We start from the raw sequence: 25,113 nt of genomic DNA, 5'->3' as shown, positions 1-25,113 counted from the left end.
ATTACTGGGTGCTGGTTGTCGTGGTGGTCGTGGTTCCGGTGTTGGAGCCATCACCGCCACCGGTTGCCGCCAGCGCGACACCCACGGCTGAACTTACGGTGCTGGCGCTGGCTGCGGTAGAACTCCCCGCAGACGCAGACGTCGCAGCCGACCCTGCCGCTTCCCCGACCTGAACCGGAGCTGCATAAACAGATGTCGCCGCAAGCGCAGATATGGCAAAAATGCCATACAGTACTTTCTTCATAACAATTTCCCTTCAATGAATGAATGGAGATTTGCCCGAAAAGAATTTCAGGCGGAATCGAGTATACACAACTCATGCCGTGGGTTTGCCGTAAGGGGAAATAGAGGGTGGGTTTTCAGACTAATGGATAAAATCGAAATGAAAGACAAAGAGGGAAAATATTAAATAACTATAAAACAATAACTTATAATATTGATATATTAAGTTCCTTCTGCGTATTTTCTTAAAATAAACCGCAGCAATTAACGGGTTAAACGTCTTTTTCAGATTAAACTCAGAACCAGAATTTGCGTTAACTAACAGACATCAGGAATTATCTGATAAAAAAATGCCGGCATTAAGCCGGCACGTTTTCATGGCGTTTTAATTACGCACGCCATGCTTTATAACGGTTGATCAACCCATTGGTCGAGCTGTCATGGCTGGTAATCGCGTTATCGTCACCCAGCTCTGGCAGAATACGGTTTGCCAGCTGTTTACCCAGCTCAACGCCCCACTGGTCAAAGGTGAAGATGTTCAGGATCGCGCCCTGCGTGAAGATTTTGTGCTCGTACAGGGCAATCAGCGCGCCAAGGCTGAACGGCGTGATTTCGCGCAGCAGGATGGAGTTGGTTGGACGGTTGCCTTCGAACACTTTGAACGGCACCACGTGCTCCAGCGTTGCCGGATCTTTACCCTGGTCGCGGTATTCCTGCTCAACCACCTCGCGGGATTTACCGAACGCCAGCGCTTCGGTCTGGGCGAAGAAGTTGGACAGCAGCTTCGGATGGTGGTCGGACAGCGGATTATGGGTGATAGCCGGGGCGATGAAATCGCACGGTACCATTTTGGTGCCCTGGTGAATCAGCTGATAGAATGCGTGCTGACCGTTAGTGCCCGGCTCGCCCCAGATGATTGGGCCAGTCTGGTAATCCACCGCGTTGCCGTTACGGTCCACGTATTTACCGTTGGATTCCATGTTGCCCTGCTGGAAGTAAGCCGCAAAGCGGTGCATGTACTGGTCATACGGCAGGATCGCTTCGGTTTCAGCGCCAAAGAAGTTGTTGTACCAGATACCGATCAGCGCCAGCAGCACCGGCAGGTTTTTCTCTGGTGCGGTGGTGGAGAAGTGTTTGTCCATCGCGTGCGCGCCGGAGAGCAGCTCAACGAAGTTGTCGAAGCCCACGGACAGGATGATAGACAGACCGATTGCAGACCACAGAGAGTAGCGGCCACCGACCCAGTCCCAGAATTCGAACATGTTCGCGGTGTCGATACCGAACTCGCTGACGGCTTTACCGTTGGTAGACAGCGCAGCGAAGTGTTTCGCCACGTGCTTGTTGTCGCCCGCGGTTTTCAGGAACCAGTCGCGCGCGCTGTGGGCGTTGGTCATGGTTTCTTGGGTGGTAAAGGTTTTAGACGCAACCAGGAAAAGGGTGGTTTCCGGGTTCACGTTTTTCAGCACTTCGGCGATGTGGGTACCATCGACGTTAGACACAAAGTGCATATTCAGGTGGTTTTTGTACGGGCGCAGCGCTTCGGTCACCATGAACGGGCCGAGGTCAGAGCCGCCGATACCGATGTTAACCACGTCGGTGATCGCTTTGCCGGTGTAGCCTTTCCAGCTTCCGGAGATGATCGCTTCGGAGAAGGTTTTCATCTTTTCCAGCACCGCGTTCACTTCCGGCATGACGTCTTTGCCGTCAACGATGATTGGGGTATTGCTACGGTTACGCAGGGCTACATGCAGCACGGCACGGTCTTCGGTGCGGTTGATCTTCTCACCGGAGAACATGGATTTGATGGCGTCCGCCAGTTCGGTCTCTTTCGCCAGATCCTGCAGTTTTGCCAGCGTCTCTTCGGTAATGCGGTTTTTAGAGAAATCCACCAGCATCAGGTCGTCGAAGGTCGCGGAGAACTTGCTGAAACGATCGGCATCTTTCGCGAACAGGTCCGCGATGGTGACGTCTTTCATTTCATCAAAATGTTTCTGGAGTGCCTGCCAGGCAGCGGTCTGCGTTGGGTTGATGTTTTTCATTAGCAATACTCTTCTGATTTGAGAATTGTGACTGCGGTCGATTGTAGCGCCTGCAAATAAAAATTGTGATGGTTTTTATGCCATTGCCCTGGCCTGCATCAAACACAGGTGAAAAGACCCGAAAAGTATAGCTGCTGAAGCGCCCTCCTGGAGCGGAGAAATGTCGGTCAAAATGCCCTAAAACGAAGCATAAAATCTGGCCCTGTTATAAGTCCTGTTTCTCAGGGGTACCCCCCATAAAAAATCCGCATAATCCCAGCATTGACAGGACCTCCCCCACATTTTATTTATAGGGCCGTATTTTGCGCCTGCACCTGTTTTCGTTTCATTCTTGTGCCATGGTCGCTTATTCATTCCCTGACACGAGGTTGTTATGACGAGTTTTGTGGTCGCCAAGTTTGGCGGCACCAGTGTGGCCGATTACGATGCCATGAACCGCAGCGCCGATGTGGTGCTGGCCGATCCGAATACCCGCCTGGTGGTGCTGTCTGCATCCGCCGGCGTGACGAACCTGCTGGTTTCTCTGTCTGAAGGACTGGAAGCGACAGAACGTTTCGTGAAACTGGATGCACTGCGCAAAATTCAGTTCGACATCCTTGAGCGTCTGCAGAACCCGAACGTCATCCGCGAGGAAGTGGAACGCCTGCTGGAAAACATCACCACGCTGGCAGAAGCGGCCTCTCTGGCCACCTCCACCGCCCTGACCGATGAGCTGGTCAGCCACGGTGAGCTGATGTCCACCCTGCTATTTGTGGAAATCATGCGCGAGCGTAACGTTCAGGCGCAGTGGTTTGACGTACGCAAAATCATGCGTACCAGCGACCGCTTTGGCCGCGCCGAGCCGGACGTTGAAGCGCTGGCCGAGCTGACCAATCAGCAGCTGGCCCCGCGCCTGGCAGACGGCATCGTGATCACTCAGGGCTTTATCGGCAGCGAAGCAAAGGGCCGCACCACCACGCTTGGCCGTGGCGGCAGCGACTATACCGCCGCGCTGCTGGGCGAGGCCCTGCATGCTACGCGCGTCGATATCTGGACTGACGTTCCGGGCATTTACACCACCGACCCGCGCGTTGTTTCCGCGGCGAAACGTATTGATGTGATCGCGTTTGAAGAAGCGGCGGAAATGGCCACCTTCGGCGCGAAAGTGCTGCACCCGGCCACGCTGCTGCCTGCTGTGCGCAGCGATATTCCGGTCTTCGTCGGCTCCAGTAAAGATCCAAAAGCCGGCGGCACGCTGGTCTGCAAGAAAACGGAAAACCCGCCGCTGTTCCGCGCCCTGGCCCTGCGCCGTCGCCAGACGCTGGTGACGCTCCACAGCCACAATATGCTGCACTCCCGCGGTTTCCTGGCGGAAGTGTTTGGTATTCTGGCGCGCCACAACATCTCCGTGGATCTGATCACCACCTCTGAAGTGAGCATTGCGCTGACGCTGGACACCACCGGCTCCACATCAACCGGTGACACCCTGCTGACGCAGTCGCTGCTGATTGAGCTGTCCGAGCTGTGCCGCGTGGAAGTCGAAGAAGACCTGGCGCTGGTTGCCATCATCGGCAACAAGCTGTCGCGCGCCTGCGGCGTGGGCAAAGAGGTGTTTGGCGTACTCGACCCGTTCAACATCCGCATGATTTGCTACGGTGCGTCCAGCTATAACCTCTGCTTCCTGGTGCCAGCCGATCAGGCTGAGCAGGTCGTGCAGAAACTTCATCAGAATTTGTTTGAATAAGCGCAAGAATGGCCCGGGCGTTTTCACCACCGGGCCATTCTTTAGCTTTTCATTACTGTTCTCATCAGCAGCGAATCCAGATCTTTTAAATTTCCTTCTCTGCTGTCGGGTAGTACCGGCGGCACTTCTCCTCTCACCAGCTCACTTTGCAAAAAAGCGTGGAGTAAGGGCCGTTTAGGACCATATTCCGCTTCACCTGCGCGCTGTTTTATTTCCAGCAATGCATCGATTTCCGCACGTAACGGCGCACACAGTTCGCTCCCGGCAAGCAGTTCGTCAAAACGCATCGGTGGAACGCCTTTCCCCGCTTCTACCCACCGCGCCGCCAGCAAAGGTCGTAGAACATAAAAGTACTTTTTCAGCCGAACCGTTTCCCCCTGTAAATATCCACGGAAGTTTTTTCGGGCCATCGAGTAGTAATGCCAGCGGGCGCGCAATGGCGAAAACCACGCAGGTATTAGCGCGCGCAACTCGGCCACTACCGTCTCATCCTCCTGATAAACAACAGGGGAATCCAGCCACTCGATAAGCGTCGGGTTTGCCCCCTTCAGCAGGCCCAGTGCCTTGCGCCATTCCCAGCCACAAACGTCCAGTTCATCATCTATCGGCAGCTCGATCACATCCCGCTGGGCTTCGACGCGCAAATACCATTCTGGGCGGTGAACGTACAAAAACCGCACATCATAATCGCTATCCGGTGAGGCAAAACCCCATCCCCGGCTGCCCGATTCACAGGCGTAGAGCACGCGCACGTTATAGCGCTGCTCTATAGCGCGAAGTTGCGCGCAGACACGTGCGCGCATCGCGCTATCAACATCGTTGTTGCTCATTTTTTTATCCTTTTACACACACTACCTGACGCAGGATGTGAACGATCTCCACCAGCGACGATTGCGCGGCCATCACGGCATCAATGTCTTTATAGGCCATCGGCGTTTCATCGATCACCTCATTGTCTTTGCGACACTCTACGTGAGAGGTCGCCTGAATATGGTCGCTAAGGGTATAGCGTTTTTTTGCCGCCGTTCGGCTCATCACTCGCCCGGCGCCGTGGCTGCAGGAACAGAAGCTTTGCTCGTTGCCGAGGCCACGCACGATGAAGCTCTTTGCGCCCATTGAGCCCGGAATAATCCCCATCTGCCCTTTCTGCGCCGACACCGCACCTTTGCGCGTGATCAGTACCTCTTCCCCAAAGTGATGTTCTTTCTGCACATAGTTGTGATGGCAGTTAACCGCCTCCTGCTGCGTAATAAAGGGCTTTGTCACTTCGCGAGAGAGCGCCGCCAGCACGCGCGACATCATCACTTCCCGATTGTGGCGGGCAAAATCCTGCGCCCACTCCACCGCCTCGATGTAGTCCTCATAGTGACGACTCCCCTCCTGAAAATAGGCCAGATTTTTATCCGGCAGATGTCCCAGGTGATGCTGCATATCCTGCTGTGCCAGGGCGATAAACACATTACCGATGGCGTTTCCTACGCCGCGCGAGCCGCTGTGCAACATCACCCAGACGCGCTGCTGCTCATCGAGGCAAATTTCAATAAAGTGGTTTCCGGTACCCAGCGTGCCCAGATGCTGGTAGTTGTTGGTTTTCAGCAACTGCGGGTATTTATCCGTGAGTTGTTTAAAACGTGGGGCCAGCACCCACCAGCGATCGTCCACTTCTTTCGGTGGCGTTTCCCACGCGCCTTTATCCCGTCGAGAACGCGTATTGGTTCTCCCATGCGGTACTGCCTGTTCAATGGCGCTACGTAAACCGCTGAGATTATCCGGCAAATCACCCGCCACCAGCGACGTGCGAACGGCAATCATCCCGCAGCCAATATCCACGCCAACCGCCGCAGGAATAATTGCCCCTTTGGTCGGAATCACGCTGCCGATGGTTGAGCCTTTACCGAGATGAACGTCGGGCATCACCGCAAGGTGTTTGAAAATAAACGGCATCTTTGCAGTATTCAGTAACTGCGCCTGTGCCTCTGGTTCCACGGGCACACCGTGAGTCCACATTTTGATCGGGGCGCCGTTTGACGCCGTCAGTAATTCAAAATCATTCTGTTGCATTGCGTTATCCTTTCAGGTTAACAAGGCCGTGTAATACCTGGTCCAGGCCACCAAATACTGAAATTTTGTCGATACGCTCCGCGACCCTTTCCAGGGTTTCCAGCTCTTTTAAACGCAGCGCCACCGGGTTGTTCTCCATCACCTTTGCGGTGTTTAACAGCGATCGTGTCGCCGCCGTTTCTTCACGTCGGCGTATAACATTCGCCTGGGCCGATTTTTCGGCCTCTACCAGACGGGATAAAATCGTTTTCATATCACCAGGTAAAACAATATCTTTTACCCCAAGCGACGCAATTTCCATTCCAAAGGATGACAGGCGGCCTTGCACCTGTTTGCTGACCACCTCGTCAATGATCTGCTTATCTTCCAGTAACTCATCGAGCGTGCGGGTGCCGACCGCCTCACGCAGTGCGAACTGGAGTTCGCGGTACAAATGTTCCAGCGGTTTCGTAAGCTGCCCGCAGGCCTGCAGCACGTCGCTGTAGCGCCAGTTAGCCGCCAGGTTCAGGCGCAGGTTAACTTTGTCCTTCGTCAGGATCTCCTGCCCGCTCACTTCCACCACCTGAAGGCGCGTATCCACTATCTCTGCCTCAACCAGATGGTTAATTTTCCAGTAAGCCGTCAGTCCCGGCGGTAACAGTGCCTGAATTTCTCCGTCGATTTTCACCACCCCGACGTGCCAGGCAGGTACCTGTACGACCAGCATCGCGTCGCGCCCCTTTAGCGCGCCATTGCGACGCGGTTGCAGAGCAGCATTCATCACGTCCACCGGTACCCGCACGTCGCGGGTATCAATTCTTTGCAGGGTCAACGCCGCATCCTGCTGCCAGTACAGACGACGAGTCGAAGGCGGCACAATTTCCTGCAATACGCCGTTGTTCGATAACACCCCGATTTCATCCGCAGTAAGGTCGACCGCCAGGCAGTAACGTACCACCCAGTCAGGCTGAAAGCGGCGCAGATAATCCGCCAGCGCATCCGGCACCTCGCTGCCATCCTGGCTCACCACCAGCACGTCGTCAGTATTGAACCAACCCAGACGGTGTTCACCCGCCTCCAGTACCCGGTAATAATCGCCAGCTTTTGCTACCAGTCCTAACTGACCTTTTTTTATCGTGATTTTTTTAGCCATTTTATATTCCTTAAAGTCAGGCGCGGGTGCAGGCACGAAATCACAGGGGAATGCCTTTTCGCCTGCGATCCGGCGCCATTACCGGCGACCTTCATTGGGATTGCTGACTGCGCAATCCCCGTTTTTACTTTGATGTTTACAACCAGTTTTCATTGGGAGAATGAATCGGGAATCGAACCCTTCTGTCTGTCATTGGTTGACGGAACGCCCCCGGAAAACAGCCTTGCCGTTCCTGGTGCGCCGACGGGGCCTTAACCCCCAGTGTGCTCAACGTCGTGACGTTATCTGTATTGCCAGAAGCGTGCCAAAAACAAAAATCGCCGTTTTATTTTTTTTATTTTATTGATAATTAATGATTTTTATTTATCACGCTTTTCATGCATTGCCGTTCGGCTCAACATTTCTTATCCTGCTATATCGACAATTATCTTTTCGGATAAACATGAAGAAGCGGAAGGTGGTGATCGGGGTGCTTGGCACCGTGATGGATAAACGGGGAAAGCGGGCTAATCGCTTTCGCAAATGGCGACCGACCGTCGGGCTGTGCCAACAGCCGGATTTCCCGGTCGACAGGCTGGAGCTGCTACATCAACCGCGAGATCTCGGCATGGCTCAGCAACTGGCGGAAGATATTGTGCTGGTTTCCCCCCACACCGAGGTGCGTCCCAGCACGGTAACCATTGAAGACCCGTGGGATTTCGAAGAGGTTTATGCCGCGTTTCTCGATTTCGCCACCCAGTACACGTTTGATACCGATCGCGAAGAGTATTTCATCCACATCACCACCGGCACGCATGTGGCGCAGATCTGCTGGTTCCTGCTGACGGAAGCCCGCTATCTTCCCGCCAGCCTTTTGCAGACTGGCCCTGCCAGAAAAGAAGCCTCTGCTGAGGAGACTGCAGCCGGAACTTACTCAATTATCGACCTGGATTTAAGCCGCTACACGACCCTTACCAACCGTTTTCAGCGCGAGCAGCAGCAGTCAATCTCATTTCTGAAAGCGGGCATTGAGACGCGAAACGCCACCTTTAACAGTCTGATCGACAAGATTGAACGCGTGGCGCTACGTTCTACAGCCCCGATCCTGCTGACCGGCCCCACCGGCGCGGGCAAGTCGTTCCTCGCGAACCGCATTTATCAGCTTAAGCAGTCACGCCATCAGGTTTCCGGCAAACTGGTTTCCGTCAACTGCGCGACCCTGCGCGGTGATAACGCCATGTCCACGCTGTTCGGCCATGTGAAAGGAGCCTTTACCGGCGCACTGTCGGCGCGCAGCGGCCTGCTGCGTGAAGCCGATGGCGGCGTCCTTTTCCTCGACGAGATTGCCGAACTAGGCCTGGATGAACAGGCGATGCTGCTCAAAGCCATTGAAGAGAAAACTTTTTTCCCGTTTGGCTCCGATAAAGAAGTTCACAGCGATTTTCAACTTATCGCCGGAACCCACCGTGATATGCGCCAGTGGGTGGCAGAAGGACGTTTTCGTGAAGATCTCTATGCCCGTATTAATATGTGGAGCTTTGCCTTACCCGGCCTTGCCCAACGGAAAGAAGACATCACGCCGAATGTTGACTACGAACTTCAACGTTTCTCTCGCGAAAGCCAGACGCAAATCCGCTTCGATAAAGAGGCACGCGAAGGCTATCTGGCCTTTGCCTGTTCCAGCAGAGCGCTGTGGCGGGGCAACTTTCGCGAACTGAGCGCCAGCGTCGCACGCATGGCGACGCTGGCGGAACGAGGGCGTATTACTCAGGATCTGGTGCTGGAGGAGATCTCACGTCTTCAGACCGACTGGCAAACTGACGTGACGCAGCCTGCAACTGACATGGAGATTGACCTCTTTGACCAGCGGCAACTGGAAACGGTGCTGGAGGTATGTCGCCGCAGCGCATCGTTGTCTGAAGCCGGACGTGAGCTGTTTGCCGTTTCACGGCTCAAAAAAGCCAATCCTAACGACGCCGACCGACTGCGCAAATATCTGGCTCGCTTTAGTCTGAGCTGGGAAAGCATCCGGTCATAATTCATTTGAATATTACTTCCTTACGCGATAAACAATAACTATAGCCGGGCTCGATCCCGGCTTTTTATAACAAACACACGCAACATTCATCGCAAGGAAATCATTATGTTATCCGCTATTACGCGGCTGTTCCCGTTATGGGCGCTGCTGCTCTCCGTACTCGCGTATTACACGCCCACCACGTTCACCGGTATTGGTCCGTGGGTCGCCACGCTGCTGATGCTGATCATGTTCGGTATGGGTGTGCATCTGAAAGTAGACGATTTTAAGCGCGTGCTGTCTCGCCCTGCGCCCGTCGCGGCAGGAATATTCCTCCACTACCTGGTGATGCCGCTTGCAGCGTGGCTGCTGGCGATGGTCTTTAAGATGCCGCCCGACCTCTCCGCCGGGATGGTGCTGGTGGGCAGCGTCGCCAGCGGCACGGCATCCAACGTCATGATCTATCTGGCGAAAGGCGACGTGGCGCTCTCCGTCACTATCTCGTCCGTCTCCACGCTGGTTGGCGTGATTGCCACGCCGCTGTTAACCCGCCTGTACGTGGATGCGCATATTCAGGTGGACGTGATGGGGATGCTGCTGAGCATTCTGCAGATTGTTGTAATCCCGATTGCGCTGGGGCTGGTCATTCACCACCTGTTCCCGCGCGTGGTGAAGGCCGTTGAGCCGTACCTGCCCGCGTTTTCGATGGTCTGTATTCTGGCGATCATCAGCGCAGTGGTGGCGGGTTCCGCCTCGCACATAGCTTCCGTAGGCTTTGTGGTGATCGTTGCGGTGGTGCTGCATAACACCATTGGCCTGCTGGGCGGCTACTGGGGCGGGAAACTGTTTGGCTTCGACGAATCGACCTGCCGCACGCTGGCAATCGAGGTAGGGATGCAGAACTCCGGCCTGGCGGCGGCGCTCGGCAAAATCTACTTCTCGCCGCTGGCGGCCCTGCCGGGTGCGCTGTTCTCTGTCTGGCACAACCTCTCCGGCTCGCTGCTGGCGGGCTACTGGTCCGGCAAACCGATTGAGGAACAAACGAAAAAAGATGCGGTGAAACAGGGTTAATTGACTCAGCTTGCTTTACACTGAAGCCTCTCTCTCATGAGGCTTCAGCAATGGCGACACCACGTTTGACCCAGAAAGACATGACGGAAGCCGAGCAGCGCGAACTGAAAACGCTTCTCGACCGCGCCCGCATCGCGCATGGCCGTACGCTGACCAACGCCGAAACCAATCAGGTGAAAAAAGAGTACATCGACAAACTGATGGCGCAGCGTGACGCCGAGGCGAAAAAAGCCCGCAAGCTGAAAAAGCAGCAGGCTTATAAGCCGGATACTGAAACGACCTTTTCCTGGTCGGCCAATACCTCTACCCGTGGAAGGCGCTAGCTAGCGCCCTTTCTTTTTACGGCCAGGCTGGGTAAATCGCTTCCCGTTACCCGGTTTGCCGCGTCCTTTCTCTTCCGCCTGCGGCGCCTTCACGACCGGACGTTTAATCGCCTGGGTTTTCGGTTTGGCTTTGGCCTTCGGCTTCGCTTCGGACGAGGAGTTCTCGATAAGCTTGAACAGCTCAATCAGTTCGTCATCCGTCAAGTCGCGCCATTCGCCCAGCGGAATGCCGGACAGGCTGACGTTCATGATGCGCGTGCGCTCCAGCTTCGTCACTTCATAACCGAAGTACTCGCACATGCGGCGGATCTGGCGGTTTAAGCCCTGCACCAGGGTAATGCGGAACGCGAACGGCGCTTCTTTCTTCACCTTACACTTTTTCGTGACGGTACCGAGGATCGGCACACCGGCGCCCATGCCGCGAATAAAGTCGTCCGTGACCGGCTTATTCACCGTCACAATGTACTCTTTTTCGTGATCGTTACCGGCACGCAGGATCTTGTTGACCAGATCGCCGTGGTTGGTGAGGAAAATCAGCCCCTGAGAGTCTTTATCCAGACGGCCAATCGGGAAGATACGGCTGCTGTGGTTCACGAAATCAACGATGTTGTCCCGCTCACCGTCTTCCGTGGTGCTGACAATCCCAACCGGTTTGTTCAACGCGATAAACACCAGGTCTTCGGCATCACGCGGTTCGATGAGCTGACCATTCACTTTAACCACGTCGCCAGGCATCACCTGGTCACCAATCGTGGCGCGCTTGCCGTTGAGGAACACATTACCTTGTTCAATGTAACGGTCCGCCTCGCGACGTGAGCAGATCCCGCTCTCGCTAATGTATTTGTTTAATCGGGTTGATTGAGTTGGCAGCATAGTTTCTCCTGTGAAGGGCGAAATATACCTTAGGTATGGACTGGAAAAAAAGATTAGCCGACGGTAACTGAGACGGGTTTTTTAGTTTGCGAGACGCTTTCAGGATTTTGCATCCTGTCATTTACCCATGTGTTCAAGCCTTTTAGTTTTACTCTCCATGGAGAAGTGTTTGTAGTTTATAAATCACAGGGAGTAATATGAAGGAGATTGTTCAGACAGAATCCTTCCGACGCTGGGAGCAAAACTTAAAAGCTCGACGAGCGAAGACCATTATCGCTTCCCGCCTCTTTCGGTTGGCAAATGGCTTAGCGGGCGACGTTAAACCCGTGGGAGAAGGTATAAGTGAGCTAAGGATCCACTTTGGTCCGGGCTACAGGATCTATTTTAAAGACCAGGGCAATTACATCATCGTGCTGTTATGTGGTGGTGACAAAAGCAGCCAGGCCAGAGACATACTGATGGAAAAAAATGCTGAGCAATGTATCCCAATGGCAGGAGTGAATGAGCATGCATAAATTAACACCTTACGATCCCGCCAACGCGTTGGTGGATGACGAGGAAATCGCCGTGTTTATCGCTGATGCACTAGAAACAGGCGACTCGACATATATCGCTAAAGCCCTTGGTGTTGTCGCGCGAGCCAAAGGCATGTCGAACATTTCACAGCAAACCGGTTTATCACGTGAGCAGCTTTATCGGTCATTCAGTGATAAAGGAAACCCAACGCTCAAAACCACGCTCGCGGTCATGAAAGCATTGGGTTTTGGGCTAACACTCAAACACGCCGGGGATTAATACTCATCCCGCTGGTCATCTTCATCCGGCTGTTCCATCACGCTGTAGGCCACCGCACAGAACAACGAGTTGAGGCGCTTCATATCCCCCAGCAGCCCCAGGTGGAGTGAGCTGGTCTCGATACTCTGCACGTTCTGCTGATGCAGGCGCTCAACGTGGGCGTGCGAGTAGCGGCGGTTAAGAATGCGGAAGCGATGCTTGTTGCGGCGCAGGCGGCGCGCGCTCGGCACGTCGCTGGAGAAGAAGACCAGCATCGCCAGCTTGAGGTTGCTGACCAGCTGTTCGTGCAGCGCTTCAAGCTCTTTTAAGCCTTCAACGGAGAACGCCCGGCGGGCGGCCAGCGACTTATCGGCAATCTCGCTGCCCATGCGCTCAACAATATCGGAGGCCTGCTCAAGGTTGAGCGACATCTCAATGATTTCCGCCCAGCGGCGGGACTCCTCCTCCGCCAGCTCGTCCTGCGGCATGCGGGCCAGGTAAAGCTTAATGGCGGTATAGAGCACGTTGATATCGTCCGCCAGTCTGCGCAGCTCTTTCTCCTCTCGCGGCTCGCCGTGCATCACCTTTTGCAGCCCTTCGAGCATGGTTTCCATGGCGTCGCCCATGCGCAGCGTCTCGCGCGCGGCATTCGCCAGCGCCAGGGCCGGGGTGTCCAGCGCGGAGGTATCCAGATGCTTTGGCTTCAGGCGGGCGTCCAGCTCCGGTTCGTCCTGAATGAGTCGCTCGCAGAAGCGAGCCATCGACCCGGCAAAAGGGACCATCGCCAGGCAGCGCACCAGGTTGTAGAACACGTGGAAGTAGATCACCAGCTCCGCCTTCGGCAGCGGGAGGTTATCCATCAGGTTCGCCAGCGGATGGATAAAGGGCAGAATAATCAGGCTGCCCACCAGCTTAAACAGCAGGCTACCGAGCGCCACGCGGCGGGCGGCAGCGTTGGCGGCGCTGTTATTGAGCATCGCCAGCAGGCCAGAGCCGAGGTTGGCACCGATCACCAGACACAGCGCGACCGGGAAGGAGATCGCCCCGGCGGCGGTGAGCGTGGCCGTCAGCAGCACGGCGGCCAGGCTGGAGTAGCTGACGATGGCAAACACCGCGCCAATCAGCGCGTCGAGCATGATGTCACCGGTCAGGGAGGCGAAGATGACCTGCACGCCGTTGGCCTCGGTAATCGGGGTGACCGCCTGCACAATCAGCTCCAGCGCCAGCAGAATCAGCCCCAGGCCAATCCCCACGCGACCAAGCTGCCCGGCCCGCGTCTGTTTGCGGCCGAGGAAGAAGATAACGCCGACAAAAATCAGCAGCGGCGACAGCCAGGAGAGATCGAAGGTCAGGATACGCGCCATCAGCGCGGTACCCACATCAGCCCCCAGCACAATCACCAGCGCCGGGGCCAGCGCCACCAGATCCTGCGCCACAAAGGAGGTGACAAGCAGGGTTGTGGCGTTGCTGCTCTGAACGAGTGCCGTTACGCCAATGCCTGCGCAGAAGGCGAGCGGCTTCTTCTCAACGCTGCTGCTGAGAACGGTACGTAAACGGGCGCCAAATACGCGCATCACGCCGGTACGGACGATATGGGTGCCCCATACGAGCAGTGCGACTGCAGAGAGCAGATGTAACAGGGTCAGCACGGATGGTTTTCCTCCTTATCTTTATCGGTTTTCCTGAGGTTCCCTGCGCGTTGCCATGTCGGATGACGGCGACGCCTTATCTGACCTACGCACAGGCCCGGTAAGCGCACCGCCACCGGGTGCCAGGGATAGAACCTTATTTCAGTATAAGGGGTTAAGCGTAAGAAAGAGACAAGGCACCCATGAGGTGCCCTGTTTGTTGTAAGGAAAAGTGACGTTAGTCTGCGTCGTAGCCTAAATTCGGTGCCAGCCAGCGCTCTACTTCTGACACGCTCATGCCTTTGCGCAGGGCGTAATCTTCAATCTGATCGCGCTGAAGCTGCGCCACGGCGAAGTACTTGCTGTCCGGGTGGCTGAAGTACCAGCCGGAGACGGACGCGCCCGGCCACATGGCGTACGACTCGGTGAGCTTCATCCCGGTATGGGCTTCGACGTCCAGCAGTTGCCAGATCGTGCCCTTTTCGGTGTGTTCCGGGCAGGCCGGGTAGCCCGGCGCCGGACGAATCCCCTGGTAGTTTTCGCGGATCAGCTCCTCGTTGCTGAGGTTTTCGTTCGCCGCGTAGCCCCAGTGCACCTTACGCACGCGCTCGTGCAGGTACTCGGCGAAGGCTTCCGCCAGGCGGTCGGCGATCGCTTTCACCATGATTTTATTGTAATCATCGTGCTGCGCTTCGAACGCGTCCGCCAGCGCATCTTCTTCCAGACCGCCGGTTACTGCAAAGGCGCCAATATAGTCGGCTTTACCGCTCAGCTTCGGCGCGACAAAATCGGCCAGGCAGTAGTTGGCAAAGCCCACTTTCTCGGTTTGCTGGCGCAGATGGCGGCTGACTGCCAGCACGTGAGTGCGGGTTTCATCGCGGTAAATTTCGATGTCGTCGCCCACGCGGTTGGCCGGGAACAGCCCCACCACGCCGCGTGGGTTGAGGGTTTTCTCCGCGCTTAGCCTGTCGAGCATGTCGTTGGCATCGTTAAACAGGCGTTTCGCCTCCTCGCCCACCACCTCATCTTCCAGGATGCGCGGATATTTGCCCGCGAGCGACCAGGTCATAAAGAACGGCGTCCAGTCGATGTAGTTACGCAGCGTTTCGATGCTGGCACTGACCTCCTGAACGCCCAGGCGATGCGCGACCGGCGGCGTATAGCTCGACCAGTCAAACGCCAGATCGTTATCGCGCGCCGCCTGGAGTGAAACGGGCGGGGTGCGCGGTTTCTTGCGCCCGTGCTGGATGCGAACGGTTTCGTACTCTTTGCGGGTGCGCTCAACAAACTCGTCGCGCTGGGTGTCAGAGAGCAGCGCGGAGACCACGCCCACCGTGCGCGAGGCGTTCTGCACGTAGACCGTCGGCCCGCTGTAGTTCTGCTCGATTTTCACCGCCGTGTGCGCCTTGGAGGTGGTCGCGCCGCCAATCAGCAGCGGAATGGTGAAGCCCTGACGCTCCATCTCCTTCGCCACGTTAACCATCTCGTCCAGCGACGGGGTGATCAGCCCGGAGAGGCCAATCAGGTCGGCATTCACTTCGCGCGCGGTCTTGAGGATTTTATCCGCCGGGACCATCACGCCAAGGTCGATAATCTCGTAGTTATTGCACTGCAGCACCACGCCGACGATGTTCTTGCCGATGTCGTGCACGTCGCCCTTCACGGTGGCGATGACCATTTTGCCGTTGCTGGAGCCTTTCTCTTTGCTGGCTTCGATAAACGGCTCCAGGTACGCCACGGCCTGCTTCATCACGCGCGCGGATTTCACCACCTGCGGCAGGAACATTTTGCCCTCGCCGAACAGATCGCCCACCACGTTCATGCCGTCCATCAGCGGCCCTTCGATCACTTCAATCGGGCGGGCTGACTGCTGACGCGCCTCTTCGGTGTCCTGCTCGATAAACTCGGTGATGCCTTTTACCAGCGAATATTCCAGACGTTTTTTCACGTCCCAGGCGCGCCACTCGGCCTGCTGAACGTTGGCTGCGTCATCCGACTTGCTGCCGCGGTATTTTTCTGCCAGGTCAAGCAGCCGCTCCGTGGCGTCGTCGCGGCGGTTGAGGATCACGTCTTCCACCGCGTCGCGCAGCTCGGCGGGCAGGTCGTCGTAAATCGCCAGCTGTCCGGCGTTAACGATCCCCATGTCCATCCCGTTGCGGATGGCGTAGTAGAGGAACACGGCGTGGATCGCTTCACGCACCGGGTCGTTGCCGCGGAACGAGAACGAGACGTTCGACACGCCGCCGGAGATGAGGGCATGCGGCAGCTCGCGCTTGATGTCCTCGCACGCGCCGATAAAGTCCTGGGCGTAGTTGTTGTGCTCTTCGATGCCGGTCGCCACGGCGAAGATGTTCGGGTCAAAGATGATGTCTTCCGGCGGGAAGCCTACCTCTTCGGTCAGTATTTTGTACGCGCGGCGGCAAATCTCAATTTTACGCGCGCGAGTGTCGGCCTGGCCCACTTCGTCAAAGGCCATGACCACCACGGCGGCACCGTAGCGGCGGACCTGCTTCGCGTGATGAATAAAGGTATCAACGCCCTCTTTCATGGAGATGGAGTTGACGATGCCTTTACCCTGAATGCACTTCAGCCCCTTCTCGATCACCTCCCATTTGGAGGAGTCGATCATGATCGGCACGCGGGCGATGTCCGGCTCACCGGCGATCAGGTTGAGGAAACGCACCATCGCCGCTTCGGCGTCGAGCATCCCCTCATCCATGTTGATATCGATAATCTGCGCGCCGCTCTCCACCTGCTGGCGGGCAACGTCCAGCGCTTCGCTGTATTTCTCTTCTTTGATCAGGCGTTTGAACTTCGCGGAACCGGTGACGTTGGTACGCTCACCCACGTTCACAAACAGGCTGTCGTCGCCGATGGTTAACGGCTCAAGGCCGGAGAGGCGACAGGCAACCGGCAGTTCGGGCAGCTTGCGCGGCGGCAGTCCGGCCACGGCGTTGCTCATGGCGGCGATGTGCTCCGGCGTGGTGCCGCAGCAGCCGCCGACGATGTTGAGAAATCCAGACTCGGCCCACTCGCGGATTTGTGCCGCCATGGTGTCGGCATCCAGATCGTATTCACCGAAGGCGTTCGGCAGACCGGCGTTCGGGTGCGCGGTAACGTAGCATTCCGCAATGCGCGACAGCTCCTGCACGTACTGGCGTAGCTCGTCCGGGCCCAGCGCGCAGTTCAGGCCGAAGGAGAGCGCGTCGGCGTGGCGCAGGGAGTTATAAAACGCTTCGGTGGTCTGGCCGGACAGGGTACGGCCGGAGGCATCGGTGATGGTGCCGGAAATCATGATCGGCAGGTCAACGCCCAGCGCCTCGAACTCCTCTTTCACCGCGTAAATCGCGGCCTTGGCGTTGAGGGTGTCGAATACCGTTTCAATCAGGATCAGATCGGAACCGCCTTCCACCAGCGCTCTGGTCGATTCACGGTAGGCAACAACCAGCTGGTCAAAGGTGATATTACGGAACGCCGGGTCGTTGACGTCCGGTGAAATCGACGCGGTGCGGTTCGTCGGGCCAAGCACCCCGGCAACGTAGCGCGGCTTATCCGGCGTGCGGGCCGTCCACTCGTCGGCGCAGGCGCGCGCAAGCTTTGCGGCTTCAAAGTTGATCTCCGCCGACAGGGATTCCATCTGGTAATCCGCCATGGCGATGGTTGTCGAGTTAAAGGTGTTGGTTTCAACGATATCCGCACCCGCTTCGAAGTAGGCGTTGTGGATATCCTTGATCACGGACGGCTTGCTGAGCACCAGCAGGTCGTTGTTCCCTTTCAGGTCGCAGGGCCAGTCGGCGAAGCGTTCGCCGCGGAAATCGCCTTCACTCAGACGATAGCCCTGGATCATGGTGCCCATGCCGCCGTCCAGCACCAGAATTCGTTCATTTAACTGCGCACGCAGTTGCTCTACTTTGCTGCTCACACTTGCTCCCGACAACGCTCAACAAGGCCAAAAGGCTGCGTTCCATACTGGCACAATCTCGCAGGGTGGAAAAGTCGCTCAGCGGTAACATGAGACATGTTCACTATCACTCCTCCGATCAGTCAGGATAACGGTTGCAAATTCACCAAATAAAACGAAAATGATTTCCACGATACAGAAAAAGGAGATCGTCATGGTCGCGACCGTTCCCGCTAAACGCGGCAGAAAACCTGCTGCCACCACCGCTGCCGCACAACAGGGTGGACAGGTTCAATCGCTCACGCGCGGTCTGAAGCTGCTGGAGTGGATAGCCGAGTCGCACAGCAGCGTGGCCCTGACGGAGCTGGCCCAGCAGGCTGGCCTGCCGAACTCCACGACGCACCGCCTGCTGACCACCATGCAGCAGCTGGGCTTTGTCCGCCAGGTAGGCGAGCTGGGGCACTGGGCGGTGGGCGCGCATGCGTTTATCGTGGGCAGCAGCTTCCTGCAGAGCCGTAACCTGCTGGCGATTGTGCACCCGATTCTGCGCAAATTGATGGAAGAGTCGGGCGAGACCGTGAATCTGGCCGTGCTCGACCAGAGCGACCATCAGGCGATTATCATCGACCAGGTTCAGTGCACGCAGCTGATGCGCATGTCCGCGCCGATTGGCGGCAAGCTGCCGATGCATGCCTCAGGGGCGGGTAAAGCGTTCCTCTCGCAGCTGACCGAGGAGCAGGTGACGGGGCTGCTGCACCGTAAAGGACTGCATGCTTATACCCACGCCACGCTGGTTTCGCCGGTGCATCTGAAAGAAGACCTGGCCCTGACCCGCAAGCGCGGCTATTCGTTTGACGACGAGGAGCACGCCCTAGGCCTGCGCTGTATCGCAGCCTGCATTTTTGACGAGCACCGCGAGCCGTTTGCCGCCATCTCTATCTCCGGGCCGATTTCGCGTATGACCGACGATCGGGTCACTGAGTTGGGTGCGCTGGTGATTAAGGCGGCGAAAGAGGTCACGCTGGCGTACGGTGGGATTCGTTAAGCATGCATTGCCGGATGGCGGCTTCGCCTTACCCGGCCTACATGATGCCCTCTGAAAACCGGATGCAAAACCGCTGCTTACGGCGGTAAGCGTACACATCTTCCACGTGCCCGTTTTTGATCCGCGTTTGCAGTCCCCGCCAGTAGCTGGCGCGAAACAGATCGGCATGCATCTCTTCGAATAGCGGCCCGATGCGCGGATCGGCGCAGAGCCAGTGGCGAAACTCTTCGGGAAACACATCGCCCGGCGAAACGCTGTACCACGGCTCGCTGGAAAGCTCATCTTCCGGGTAGCGGGGCGGTGGGATGTCGCGGAAGTTCACCTCGGTCATGTAGCAAATTTCGTCGTAATCGTAGAACACTACCCGTCCGTGACGGGTGACGCCGAAGTTTTTGAACAGCATATCGCCCGGGAAGATATTGGCGGCGGCAAGCTGGCGAATCGCGTTGCCGTACTCTTCAATCGCATCTCTTAAAGCCTGACCGTCGGACTGCTCCAGCCAGATATTCAGCGGCACCATGCGACGTTCAATGTAGAGATGGCTGATTGCGATTTTATCGCCAAGATCGGTGATTTTGGCGGGTGCTTCCTGCAGTAAAAGCGCCATGAGCGCCGGATCGATCTGCTGCTTATCCAGCACAAAGTTTTCGAATTCCTGAGTATCCGCCATGCGCCCGACGCGGTCGTGCTCCTTAACCAGCTGGTAGCAGGCGCGGACGTGCGCGGCGGTCATCTCTTTCTGCGGCGCGAATCTGTCCTTAATCACCTTAAAGACCCGGTCGAAGCCCGGCAGCGTAAACACCAGCATCACCATGCCGCGAATGCCGGGCGCTTCGATGAACTGCTCATCGGCCGTGGTGACATAGCGCAGGTACTCCCGGTAGCTTTCCGTTTTAGCGTGCTTCTGGCAGCCAATGGCCATATACAGCTCGGCCGTGGTTTTGCCCGGCAGGATCTCGCGCAGCCACTCCACCAGCGCGGCGGGCAGCGGAGCGTACACCATAAAATAGGAACGGGCGAAGCCAAACACGATGCTGGCCTCGGCGCTGGTAGTCAGGCAGGTATCAACAAACAGTTCCCCGTCGTCGGTACGATGAATGGGCAGCAGAAACGGCACAATAGCCGTCGGCGTAACCAGTTTGCCCACCAGCCAGGCGGCTTTATTGCGGTAGAAAAGCTCGTTGGCCACCTGCAAATGGCTGTGGCTGAGCACCTCCGCGCCGAATGCTTCTTTGAGATGGGCGTGGATATACCCGATATCCCGGGTTTTATTCTCCCAGGGCAGGCGCAGCGGCAAATCCGTCAGCACGCGGTGCAGGAGCTTTTCCCATCCGTGCTCGGGAAAGAAATCTTTCGCCAGCGGACGGGGAATGGTACGAAAGCGCCGTTCAGGCTGGGAGCTAAAGATAAATAACCGCTCAGGAGATAATGAGCGGTGGTCAAATAACCGGCAATAGACGGAGTTGAAAAAGCTCTCCGCAATCTCGAAGCGCGGGTAGTCGGGTAACAGATGGGTGTAATGCTCTTTTACGCGCAGTAAAAATTCCGCGTCCGGACTTTTACCGTCGGTAATACAGCGCAGCTGCTCCACCACCAGACCCACGTGGTGGTCATAAAGATGGATACGCTGCTTCATGGCCTGCTGAACCGCATGCCAGTCTGCGTGTTCGAAGCGCTGCTGGGCGCCGGAGGTTACTTCCAGAAAACGACCATACTGGGCATCGAAGCCCTGCAAAATAGTTTGGGCAATCAGTAATTCCAGGCCACGCGACATATATTCCCCCTCACCACCAACCCTCTCCCCAGGGGGGAGAGGGGGAAAAGATTAGAACTGTGCTTCTTCCGTTGAACCCGTTAAGGCGGTGACGGAGGAGGTGCCGCCCTGAATAATCGTGGTCACATTATCAAAGTAGCCGGTGCCCACCTCCTGCTGGTGAGACACGAAGGTGTAACCGTCTTTGCCTGCCGCAAATTCCGGCTGCTGCACCTTCTCAACGTAGTGCTTCATGCCCTCACCCTGCGCATAGGCGTGCGCCAGGTCGAACATGTTGAACCACATGCTGTGGATGCCTGCCAGCGTAATGAACTGGTATTTGTAGCCCATGTCGGACAGCTGCTGCTGGAAGCTGGCGATGGTTTTGTCATCCAGCTTTTTCTGCCAGTTAAAGGACGGCGAGCAATTGTAGGCCAGCAGTTTGCCCGGGTACTTCGCATGAATGGCGTCGGCAAAGCGTTTTGCCAGCGCCAGATCCGGCGTGGAGGTTTCACACCAGACCAGGTCCGCGTACGGCGCGTACGCCAGACCGCGGCTGATCGCCTGCTCGATACCCGCGTGGGTACGATAGAACCCTTCGCTGGTGCGCTCGCCGGTGATGAACTCGCTGTCGTACGGATCGCAGTCAGAGGTGATCAGGTCAGCCGCGTCCGCATCGGTACGGGCAATGACCAGCGTCGGCACGCCGAGCACGTCAGCAGCCAGACGCGCGGCAACCAGCTTCTGAACCGCTTCCTGTGTAGGAACCAGCACCTTACCGCCCATATGTCCGCACTTCTTCACTGACGCCAGCTGATCTTCGAAGTGAACGGCCGCTGCACCGGCTTCAATCATCGATTTCATCAGCTCAAAGGCGTTCAGCACGCCGCCGAAGCCCGCTTCCGCATCCGCAACGATCGGCAGGAAGTAGTCAATAAAGCGCGGATCGTTTGGCTCAATACCCGCCGCCCACTGGATCTGATCCGCACGGCGGAAGGTGTTGTTGATCCGATCCACGACCGACGGCACGGAGTTAGCCGGATAGAGCGACTGATCCGGGTACATGCTGGAGGCCAGGTTGGCGTCCGCCGCGACCTGCCAGCCGGAGAGGTAGATAGCCTCAATACCGGCCTTCGCCTGCTGCAGCGCCTGACCGCCGGTCAGCGCGCCGAGGCTGTTGATGTAGCCCTTTTTAGAGCCACCGTGCAGCAGCTTCCACATTTTAGCCGCGCCATTTTGCGCCAGCGTGCATTCCGGATTGACCGAGCCGCGTAATTTCACCACGTCTTCCGCGCTGTACGGGCGGCGGATGCCTTCCCAGCGAGGTTGTGTCCACTCTTTCTTTAATTCTTCGATTTGTTGGGTACGGGTTTTCATGTGCAGATGCTCCATATTGTTATGTGGTGAGTTACGCCAGGAAGCGGTAGCCCGGCAGGGTCAGGAAGTCGATTAAGTCATCTGATGTGGTGATTTGCTCCATCAGGCGCGCAGCGTCGTCAAAACGCCCGCTGCTGAAGCGGTGTTCGCCCAGCTCGTCCTGGATCACCCGCATCTCTTCGGCCAGCATCTGGCGGAACAGGGTCTTGGTCACCGGTTTGCCGTTGCTAAGCGTTTTTTGATGGTGGATCCACTGCCAGATAGAGGTACGTGAGATCTCCGCCGTCGCAGCATCTTCCATCAGACCGTAGATCGGCACGCAGCCGTTGCCGGAGATCCACGCTTCGATGTACTGCACCGCGACGCGGATATTGGCCCGCATGCCCTCTTCCGTCCGTTCGCCCGCGCACGGCGCCAGCAGCTGTTCTTCTGCGATTGGTGCATCGTCTTCACGGGTGACAAACAGCTGGTTTTTGTTGTCGCCGAGCACGCGGTTAAAGACCTCCATCGCCGTATCGGCCAAACCCGGATGGGCGATCCACGTCCCGTCGTGGCCGTTATGTGCTTCAAGCTCTTTGTCGGCTTTCACCTTGTTGAGCACCTGATTGTTGCGCTCTGCGTCTTTGCTCGGGATAAAGGCTGCCATGCCGCCCATCGCAAAGGCACCGCGCTTGTGGCAGGTTTTGATCAGCAGACGCGAATAGGCGCTCAGGAACGGTTTGTCCATGGTGACAACCTGACGATCGGGGAGCACGCGATCGGGATAATTTTTCAGGGTTTTGATATAGCTGAAAATATAGTCCCAGCGTCCACAGTTCAGACCGACAATGTGGTCGCGCAGCGCATGCAGGATTTCATGCATCTGGAATACGGCGGGCAGCGTTTCAATCAGCAGGGTGGCTTTGATGGTGCCGCGCGGCAGGTTGAAACGATCTTCCGCATAGCTGAAGACCTCGCTCCACCAGGCCGCTTCCTGCCAGGCCTGCGTTTTAGGCAGGTAGAAATACGGGCCGCTGCCTTTCGCCAGCAGGGCTTTGTAGTTGTGGAAGAAATAGAGGGCAAAATCAAACAGGCTTCCTGGAATGGCTTCTCCACGCCAGGTGACATGTTTTTCGGGCAGGTGCAGGCCGCGCACGCGACAGATCAGCACCGCCGGGTTCGGTTTGAGCTGGTATATTTTGCCGGCTTCATTGGTATAGCTGATGGTGCCGTTTACGGCGTCGCGCAGGTTGATCTGCCCCTCGATGACCTTACGCCAGTCCGGTGCCAGCGAGTCTTCAAAATCGGCCATAAAGACTTTAACGTTCGCGTTCATGGCGTTGATCACCATTTTGCGTTCTACCGGACCGGTGATCTCAACGCGACGATCCTGTAAATCTTCAGGGATGCCGCGGATTTTCCACTCGCTACGACGAATGGAAGCAGTTTCCGAAATAAAACCAGGCAACTTGCCGTTATCAATTTCCTGCTGCTGATGAATACGTGCCGCCAGCAGCTTATTGCGCTGCGGCGTAAAGCGGGTCACCAGTTCAGTCAGAAATTCTACCGCTTCTGCCGTTAATACTTGCTGTTCTTGCTCGCCATACGGCTGGGTAAAGGCCAGTTCATCGACCGTCGTTGCCTGTTGAGTCATTACTCTGCTCCTCATCAAAGATCCAAAATCACGCTCCCGACGCGAACGAAAGATCGTTGGGTAGTTTTCGCTCAGCAGAATTAAGACTATCTCTATTTTTTCTAAAATCAAAAACTATTTCCATTTTAATTATAAGTTGCAATTAATTGATTGATTTTATTGAAATTAAAGTTTTAAAGAATGATGAGTGGCATTTCGGAAATAAAAAAGGCACCCGAAGGTGCCTGATTTGAATAGCTGAAACGCTTTAGGATCGTTTAGTGCAGACGATTACTCCAGCGTTGGATTCATGTGACGCAGATCGTATGGTGTTATCTGGTAGACGTAATAGTTGAGCCAGTTAGTAAAAAGCAAATTCCCGTGGCTGCGCCAGGTCGCTCTCGGTTTGTTTTGCGGATCGTCTTTCGGGAAATAGTTGTAAGGGACATCCGGGTTAAGACCCGCTTCAACATCACGGAAATACTCTGACGCCAGGGTGTGCGGATCGTACTCAGGATGTCCGGTCACAAAGGCAATGCGCTTATCTTTACTGGCAAACAGGTAAGCGTCCCCATCTTCCGTTTCGGCCAGGATCTCCAGATCGGTGTAATCACGAATCAGCTGGGCCGGGAAATCGGCGTAGCGAGAATGCGGAGCCAGGAAAGAATCATCAAACCCGCGCGTCAGCAACGCATGGGGATGGAGAATATGATGTTCGTATACGCCGGAGAGCTTTTCAGTGCGGGTTTGCTTGGGGATGCCATACAGAATATTCAGTGCGGCTTGTACCGCCCAACAGACAAACAGCGTGGACGTGACGTGATCTTTTGCCCATTCCAGCACCTGTTTGATCTGCGGCCAGTAAGCGACATCGTTAAATTCCACCAGGCCGAGCGGCGCGCCGGTCACAATCAATCCGTCGAAGTTTTCACCCTGAATGTCATCAAAGTTGCAGTAGAAGTTGTTCAGGTGCTCAGAAGGCGTGTTGCGAGACTCACGAGCGTCGATCCGCAGCAGTTGAATATCAACCTGCAGCGGGGAGTTCGACAGCAGACGCAGGAACTGGTTTTCTGTTTCGATCTTTTTGGGCATCAGATTGAGAATAAGCACCTTCAGCGGGCGAATTTCCTGACCTGTCGCACGTGAAGTCGTCATCACAAAGACATTTTCTTCACGCAAGAAATTGACGGCTGGTAGCTCGTCCTGCACCCGAATCGGCATAACTTTATATCCTCACAACATACGTATAAACGTTTAGACATCCAGACAGCTAACGATACCCAGAAATGATCGGAATGTCGAGTCTGCAAGGCGAAGGTGAGAAAGTTTCAGGGAGAGGGAGAGGAAGAAAAACAAAAGCAAAAAACCCCGCACCTTTCGGTACGGGGTTCTTCTTGTTTGATGCCTGGCAGTTCCCTACTCTCACATGGGGAGACCCCACACTACCATCGGCGCTACGGCGTTTCACTTCTGAGTTCGGCATGGGGTCAGGTGGGACCACCGCGCTAAAGCCGCCAGGCAAATTCTGTTAATCTGTATCAGGCTGAAAATCGTGTCTGTCTCTTCGCCAAAACATCTTCGGC

At 56.2% G+C, this 25,113-nt stretch carries 19 protein-coding genes and 1 rRNA gene; 7 read left to right on the top strand and 13 right to left on the bottom strand.

Features of this window, described 5'->3' with window-relative positions; translation table 11 throughout:
* Position 1 precedes the first annotated feature (1 nt).
* On the bottom strand, positions 2–244 hold the full coding sequence (gene yjbE / locus BFV67_RS01215; RefSeq protein WP_008503423.1) for an exopolysaccharide production protein YjbE: 243 nt from the start codon (positions 242–244) through the stop codon (positions 2–4).
* Positions 245–611: 367 nt separating this feature from the next.
* Positions 612–2,261 (bottom strand): glucose-6-phosphate isomerase, encoded by a 1,650-nt coding sequence (gene pgi / locus BFV67_RS01210; RefSeq protein ID WP_008503422.1) that lies wholly within the window; start codon positions 2,259–2,261, stop codon positions 612–614.
* A gap of 373 nt (positions 2,262–2,634) precedes the next feature.
* Here pgi and lysC point away from each other — a divergent pair, with 373 nt between their 5' ends.
* Positions 2,635–3,984 carry a lysine-sensitive aspartokinase 3 gene (gene lysC / locus BFV67_RS01205; RefSeq protein WP_008503421.1) on the top strand — a complete coding sequence of 450 codons (1,350 nt, stop codon included), beginning with the start codon at positions 2,635–2,637 and terminating at the stop codon, positions 3,982–3,984.
* Positions 3,985–4,025: 41 nt separating this feature from the next.
* Here the strand turns inward: lysC and BFV67_RS01200 are convergent, their stop codons facing one another.
* From BFV67_RS01200 to BFV67_RS01190, 3 genes are read right to left on the bottom strand one after another with little or no spacing between them, the layout of a single operon-like run.
* Positions 4,026–4,814, bottom strand: a complete 789-nt coding sequence (locus BFV67_RS01200; RefSeq protein ID WP_023293546.1) for a nucleotidyltransferase domain-containing protein — start codon at positions 4,812–4,814, stop codon at positions 4,026–4,028.
* Positions 4,815–4,818: 4 nt separating this feature from the next.
* Complete coding sequence (locus BFV67_RS01195) at positions 4,819–6,045, bottom strand: RtcB family protein (RefSeq protein ID WP_032664694.1); 1,227 nt, start codon at positions 6,043–6,045, stop codon at positions 4,819–4,821.
* A 4-nt stretch (positions 6,046–6,049) separates the two neighbouring features.
* Positions 6,050–7,177: a slipin family protein gene (locus tag BFV67_RS01190; protein ID WP_032654618.1), complete on the bottom strand. Its 1,128-nt coding sequence runs from the start codon at positions 7,175–7,177 to the stop codon at positions 6,050–6,052.
* Between the two features lie 442 nt (positions 7,178–7,619).
* Here BFV67_RS01190 and rtcR point away from each other — a divergent pair, with 442 nt between their 5' ends.
* From rtcR to BFV67_RS01175, 3 genes are all read left to right on the top strand, one after another.
* Positions 7,620–9,194, top strand: coding sequence for an RNA repair transcriptional activator RtcR (rtcR, locus tag BFV67_RS01185; protein WP_069597754.1), 1,575 nt, complete (start codon positions 7,620–7,622; stop codon positions 9,192–9,194).
* A 105-nt stretch (positions 9,195–9,299) separates the two neighbouring features.
* Positions 9,300–10,244 (top strand): ketopantoate/pantoate/pantothenate transporter PanS, encoded by a 945-nt coding sequence (gene panS, locus BFV67_RS01180; RefSeq protein ID WP_023293551.1) that lies wholly within the window; start codon positions 9,300–9,302, stop codon positions 10,242–10,244.
* Positions 10,245–10,294: 50 nt separating this feature from the next.
* Positions 10,295–10,567, top strand: coding sequence for a YjbD family protein (locus tag BFV67_RS01175; protein WP_014830263.1), 273 nt, complete (start codon positions 10,295–10,297; stop codon positions 10,565–10,567).
* Here BFV67_RS01175 and rluF read toward each other — a convergent pair whose 3' ends face one another.
* A complete protein-coding gene (gene rluF / locus BFV67_RS01170) occupies positions 10,568–11,440 on the bottom strand; it encodes a 23S rRNA pseudouridine(2604) synthase RluF (protein WP_008503414.1) in 873 nt (290 codons plus the stop codon).
* A 197-nt stretch (positions 11,441–11,637) separates the two neighbouring features.
* Between rluF and BFV67_RS01165 the strand changes: the two genes are divergently transcribed.
* Positions 11,638–11,955, top strand: a complete 318-nt coding sequence (locus BFV67_RS01165) for a type II toxin-antitoxin system RelE/ParE family toxin (RefSeq protein WP_069597753.1) — start codon at positions 11,638–11,640, stop codon at positions 11,953–11,955.
* Positions 11,948–12,235, top strand: coding sequence for an addiction module antidote protein (locus BFV67_RS01160; protein ID WP_021242718.1), 288 nt, complete (start codon positions 11,948–11,950; stop codon positions 12,233–12,235). The genes BFV67_RS01165 and BFV67_RS01160 overlap by 8 nt, the downstream gene beginning before the upstream one ends.
* Here BFV67_RS01160 and BFV67_RS01155 read toward each other — a convergent pair.
* Both BFV67_RS01155 and metH read right to left on the bottom strand, forming a co-directional pair.
* A complete protein-coding gene (locus BFV67_RS01155; protein WP_008503411.1) occupies positions 12,232–13,863 on the bottom strand; it encodes a Na/Pi cotransporter family protein in 1,632 nt (543 codons plus the stop codon). The genes BFV67_RS01160 and BFV67_RS01155 overlap by 4 nt on opposite strands.
* A 217-nt stretch (positions 13,864–14,080) precedes the next feature.
* A complete protein-coding gene (metH, locus tag BFV67_RS01150; RefSeq protein ID WP_063436169.1) occupies positions 14,081–17,764 on the bottom strand; it encodes a methionine synthase in 3,684 nt (1,227 codons plus the stop codon).
* 193 nt (positions 17,765–17,957) lie between these two features.
* Between metH and iclR the strand changes: the two genes are divergently transcribed.
* Positions 17,958–18,788 (top strand): glyoxylate bypass operon transcriptional repressor IclR, encoded by an 831-nt coding sequence (gene iclR, locus BFV67_RS01145; protein WP_023293555.1) that lies wholly within the window; start codon positions 17,958–17,960, stop codon positions 18,786–18,788.
* A gap of 37 nt (positions 18,789–18,825) precedes the next feature.
* Here iclR and aceK read toward each other — a convergent pair whose 3' ends face one another.
* The 5 genes from aceK to rrf all read right to left on the bottom strand — a co-directional run bounded on the left by aceK (position 18,826) and on the right by rrf (position 25,049).
* Entirely contained in the window at positions 18,826–20,562 is a 1,737-nt protein-coding gene (aceK, locus tag BFV67_RS01140; protein WP_032664690.1) for a bifunctional isocitrate dehydrogenase kinase/phosphatase, read from the bottom strand.
* A 51-nt stretch (positions 20,563–20,613) separates the two neighbouring features.
* Positions 20,614–21,918 (bottom strand): isocitrate lyase, encoded by a 1,305-nt coding sequence (gene aceA, locus BFV67_RS01135; protein ID WP_008503407.1) that lies wholly within the window; start codon positions 21,916–21,918, stop codon positions 20,614–20,616.
* Positions 21,919–21,949: 31 nt separating this feature from the next.
* Entirely contained in the window at positions 21,950–23,551 is a 1,602-nt protein-coding gene (gene aceB / locus BFV67_RS01130; RefSeq protein ID WP_069597752.1) for a malate synthase A, read from the bottom strand.
* 270 nt (positions 23,552–23,821) lie between these two features.
* Positions 23,822–24,751: a homoserine O-acetyltransferase MetA gene (gene metA / locus BFV67_RS01125; protein WP_008503405.1), complete on the bottom strand. Its 930-nt coding sequence runs from the start codon at positions 24,749–24,751 to the stop codon at positions 23,822–23,824.
* A gap of 182 nt (positions 24,752–24,933) precedes the next feature.
* Positions 24,934–25,049 (bottom strand): 5S ribosomal RNA (gene rrf / locus BFV67_RS01120).
* Positions 25,050–25,113: the final 64 nt, after the last annotated feature.

Origin of the sequence: Enterobacter roggenkampii (assembly GCF_001729805.1) — a bacterium.
Taxonomy (GTDB): Bacteria; Pseudomonadota; Gammaproteobacteria; order Enterobacterales; family Enterobacteriaceae; genus Enterobacter; species Enterobacter roggenkampii.
Note: the sequence above shows the minus strand (reverse complement) of the source record. Positions and strands in the feature narration are given on the sequence as shown.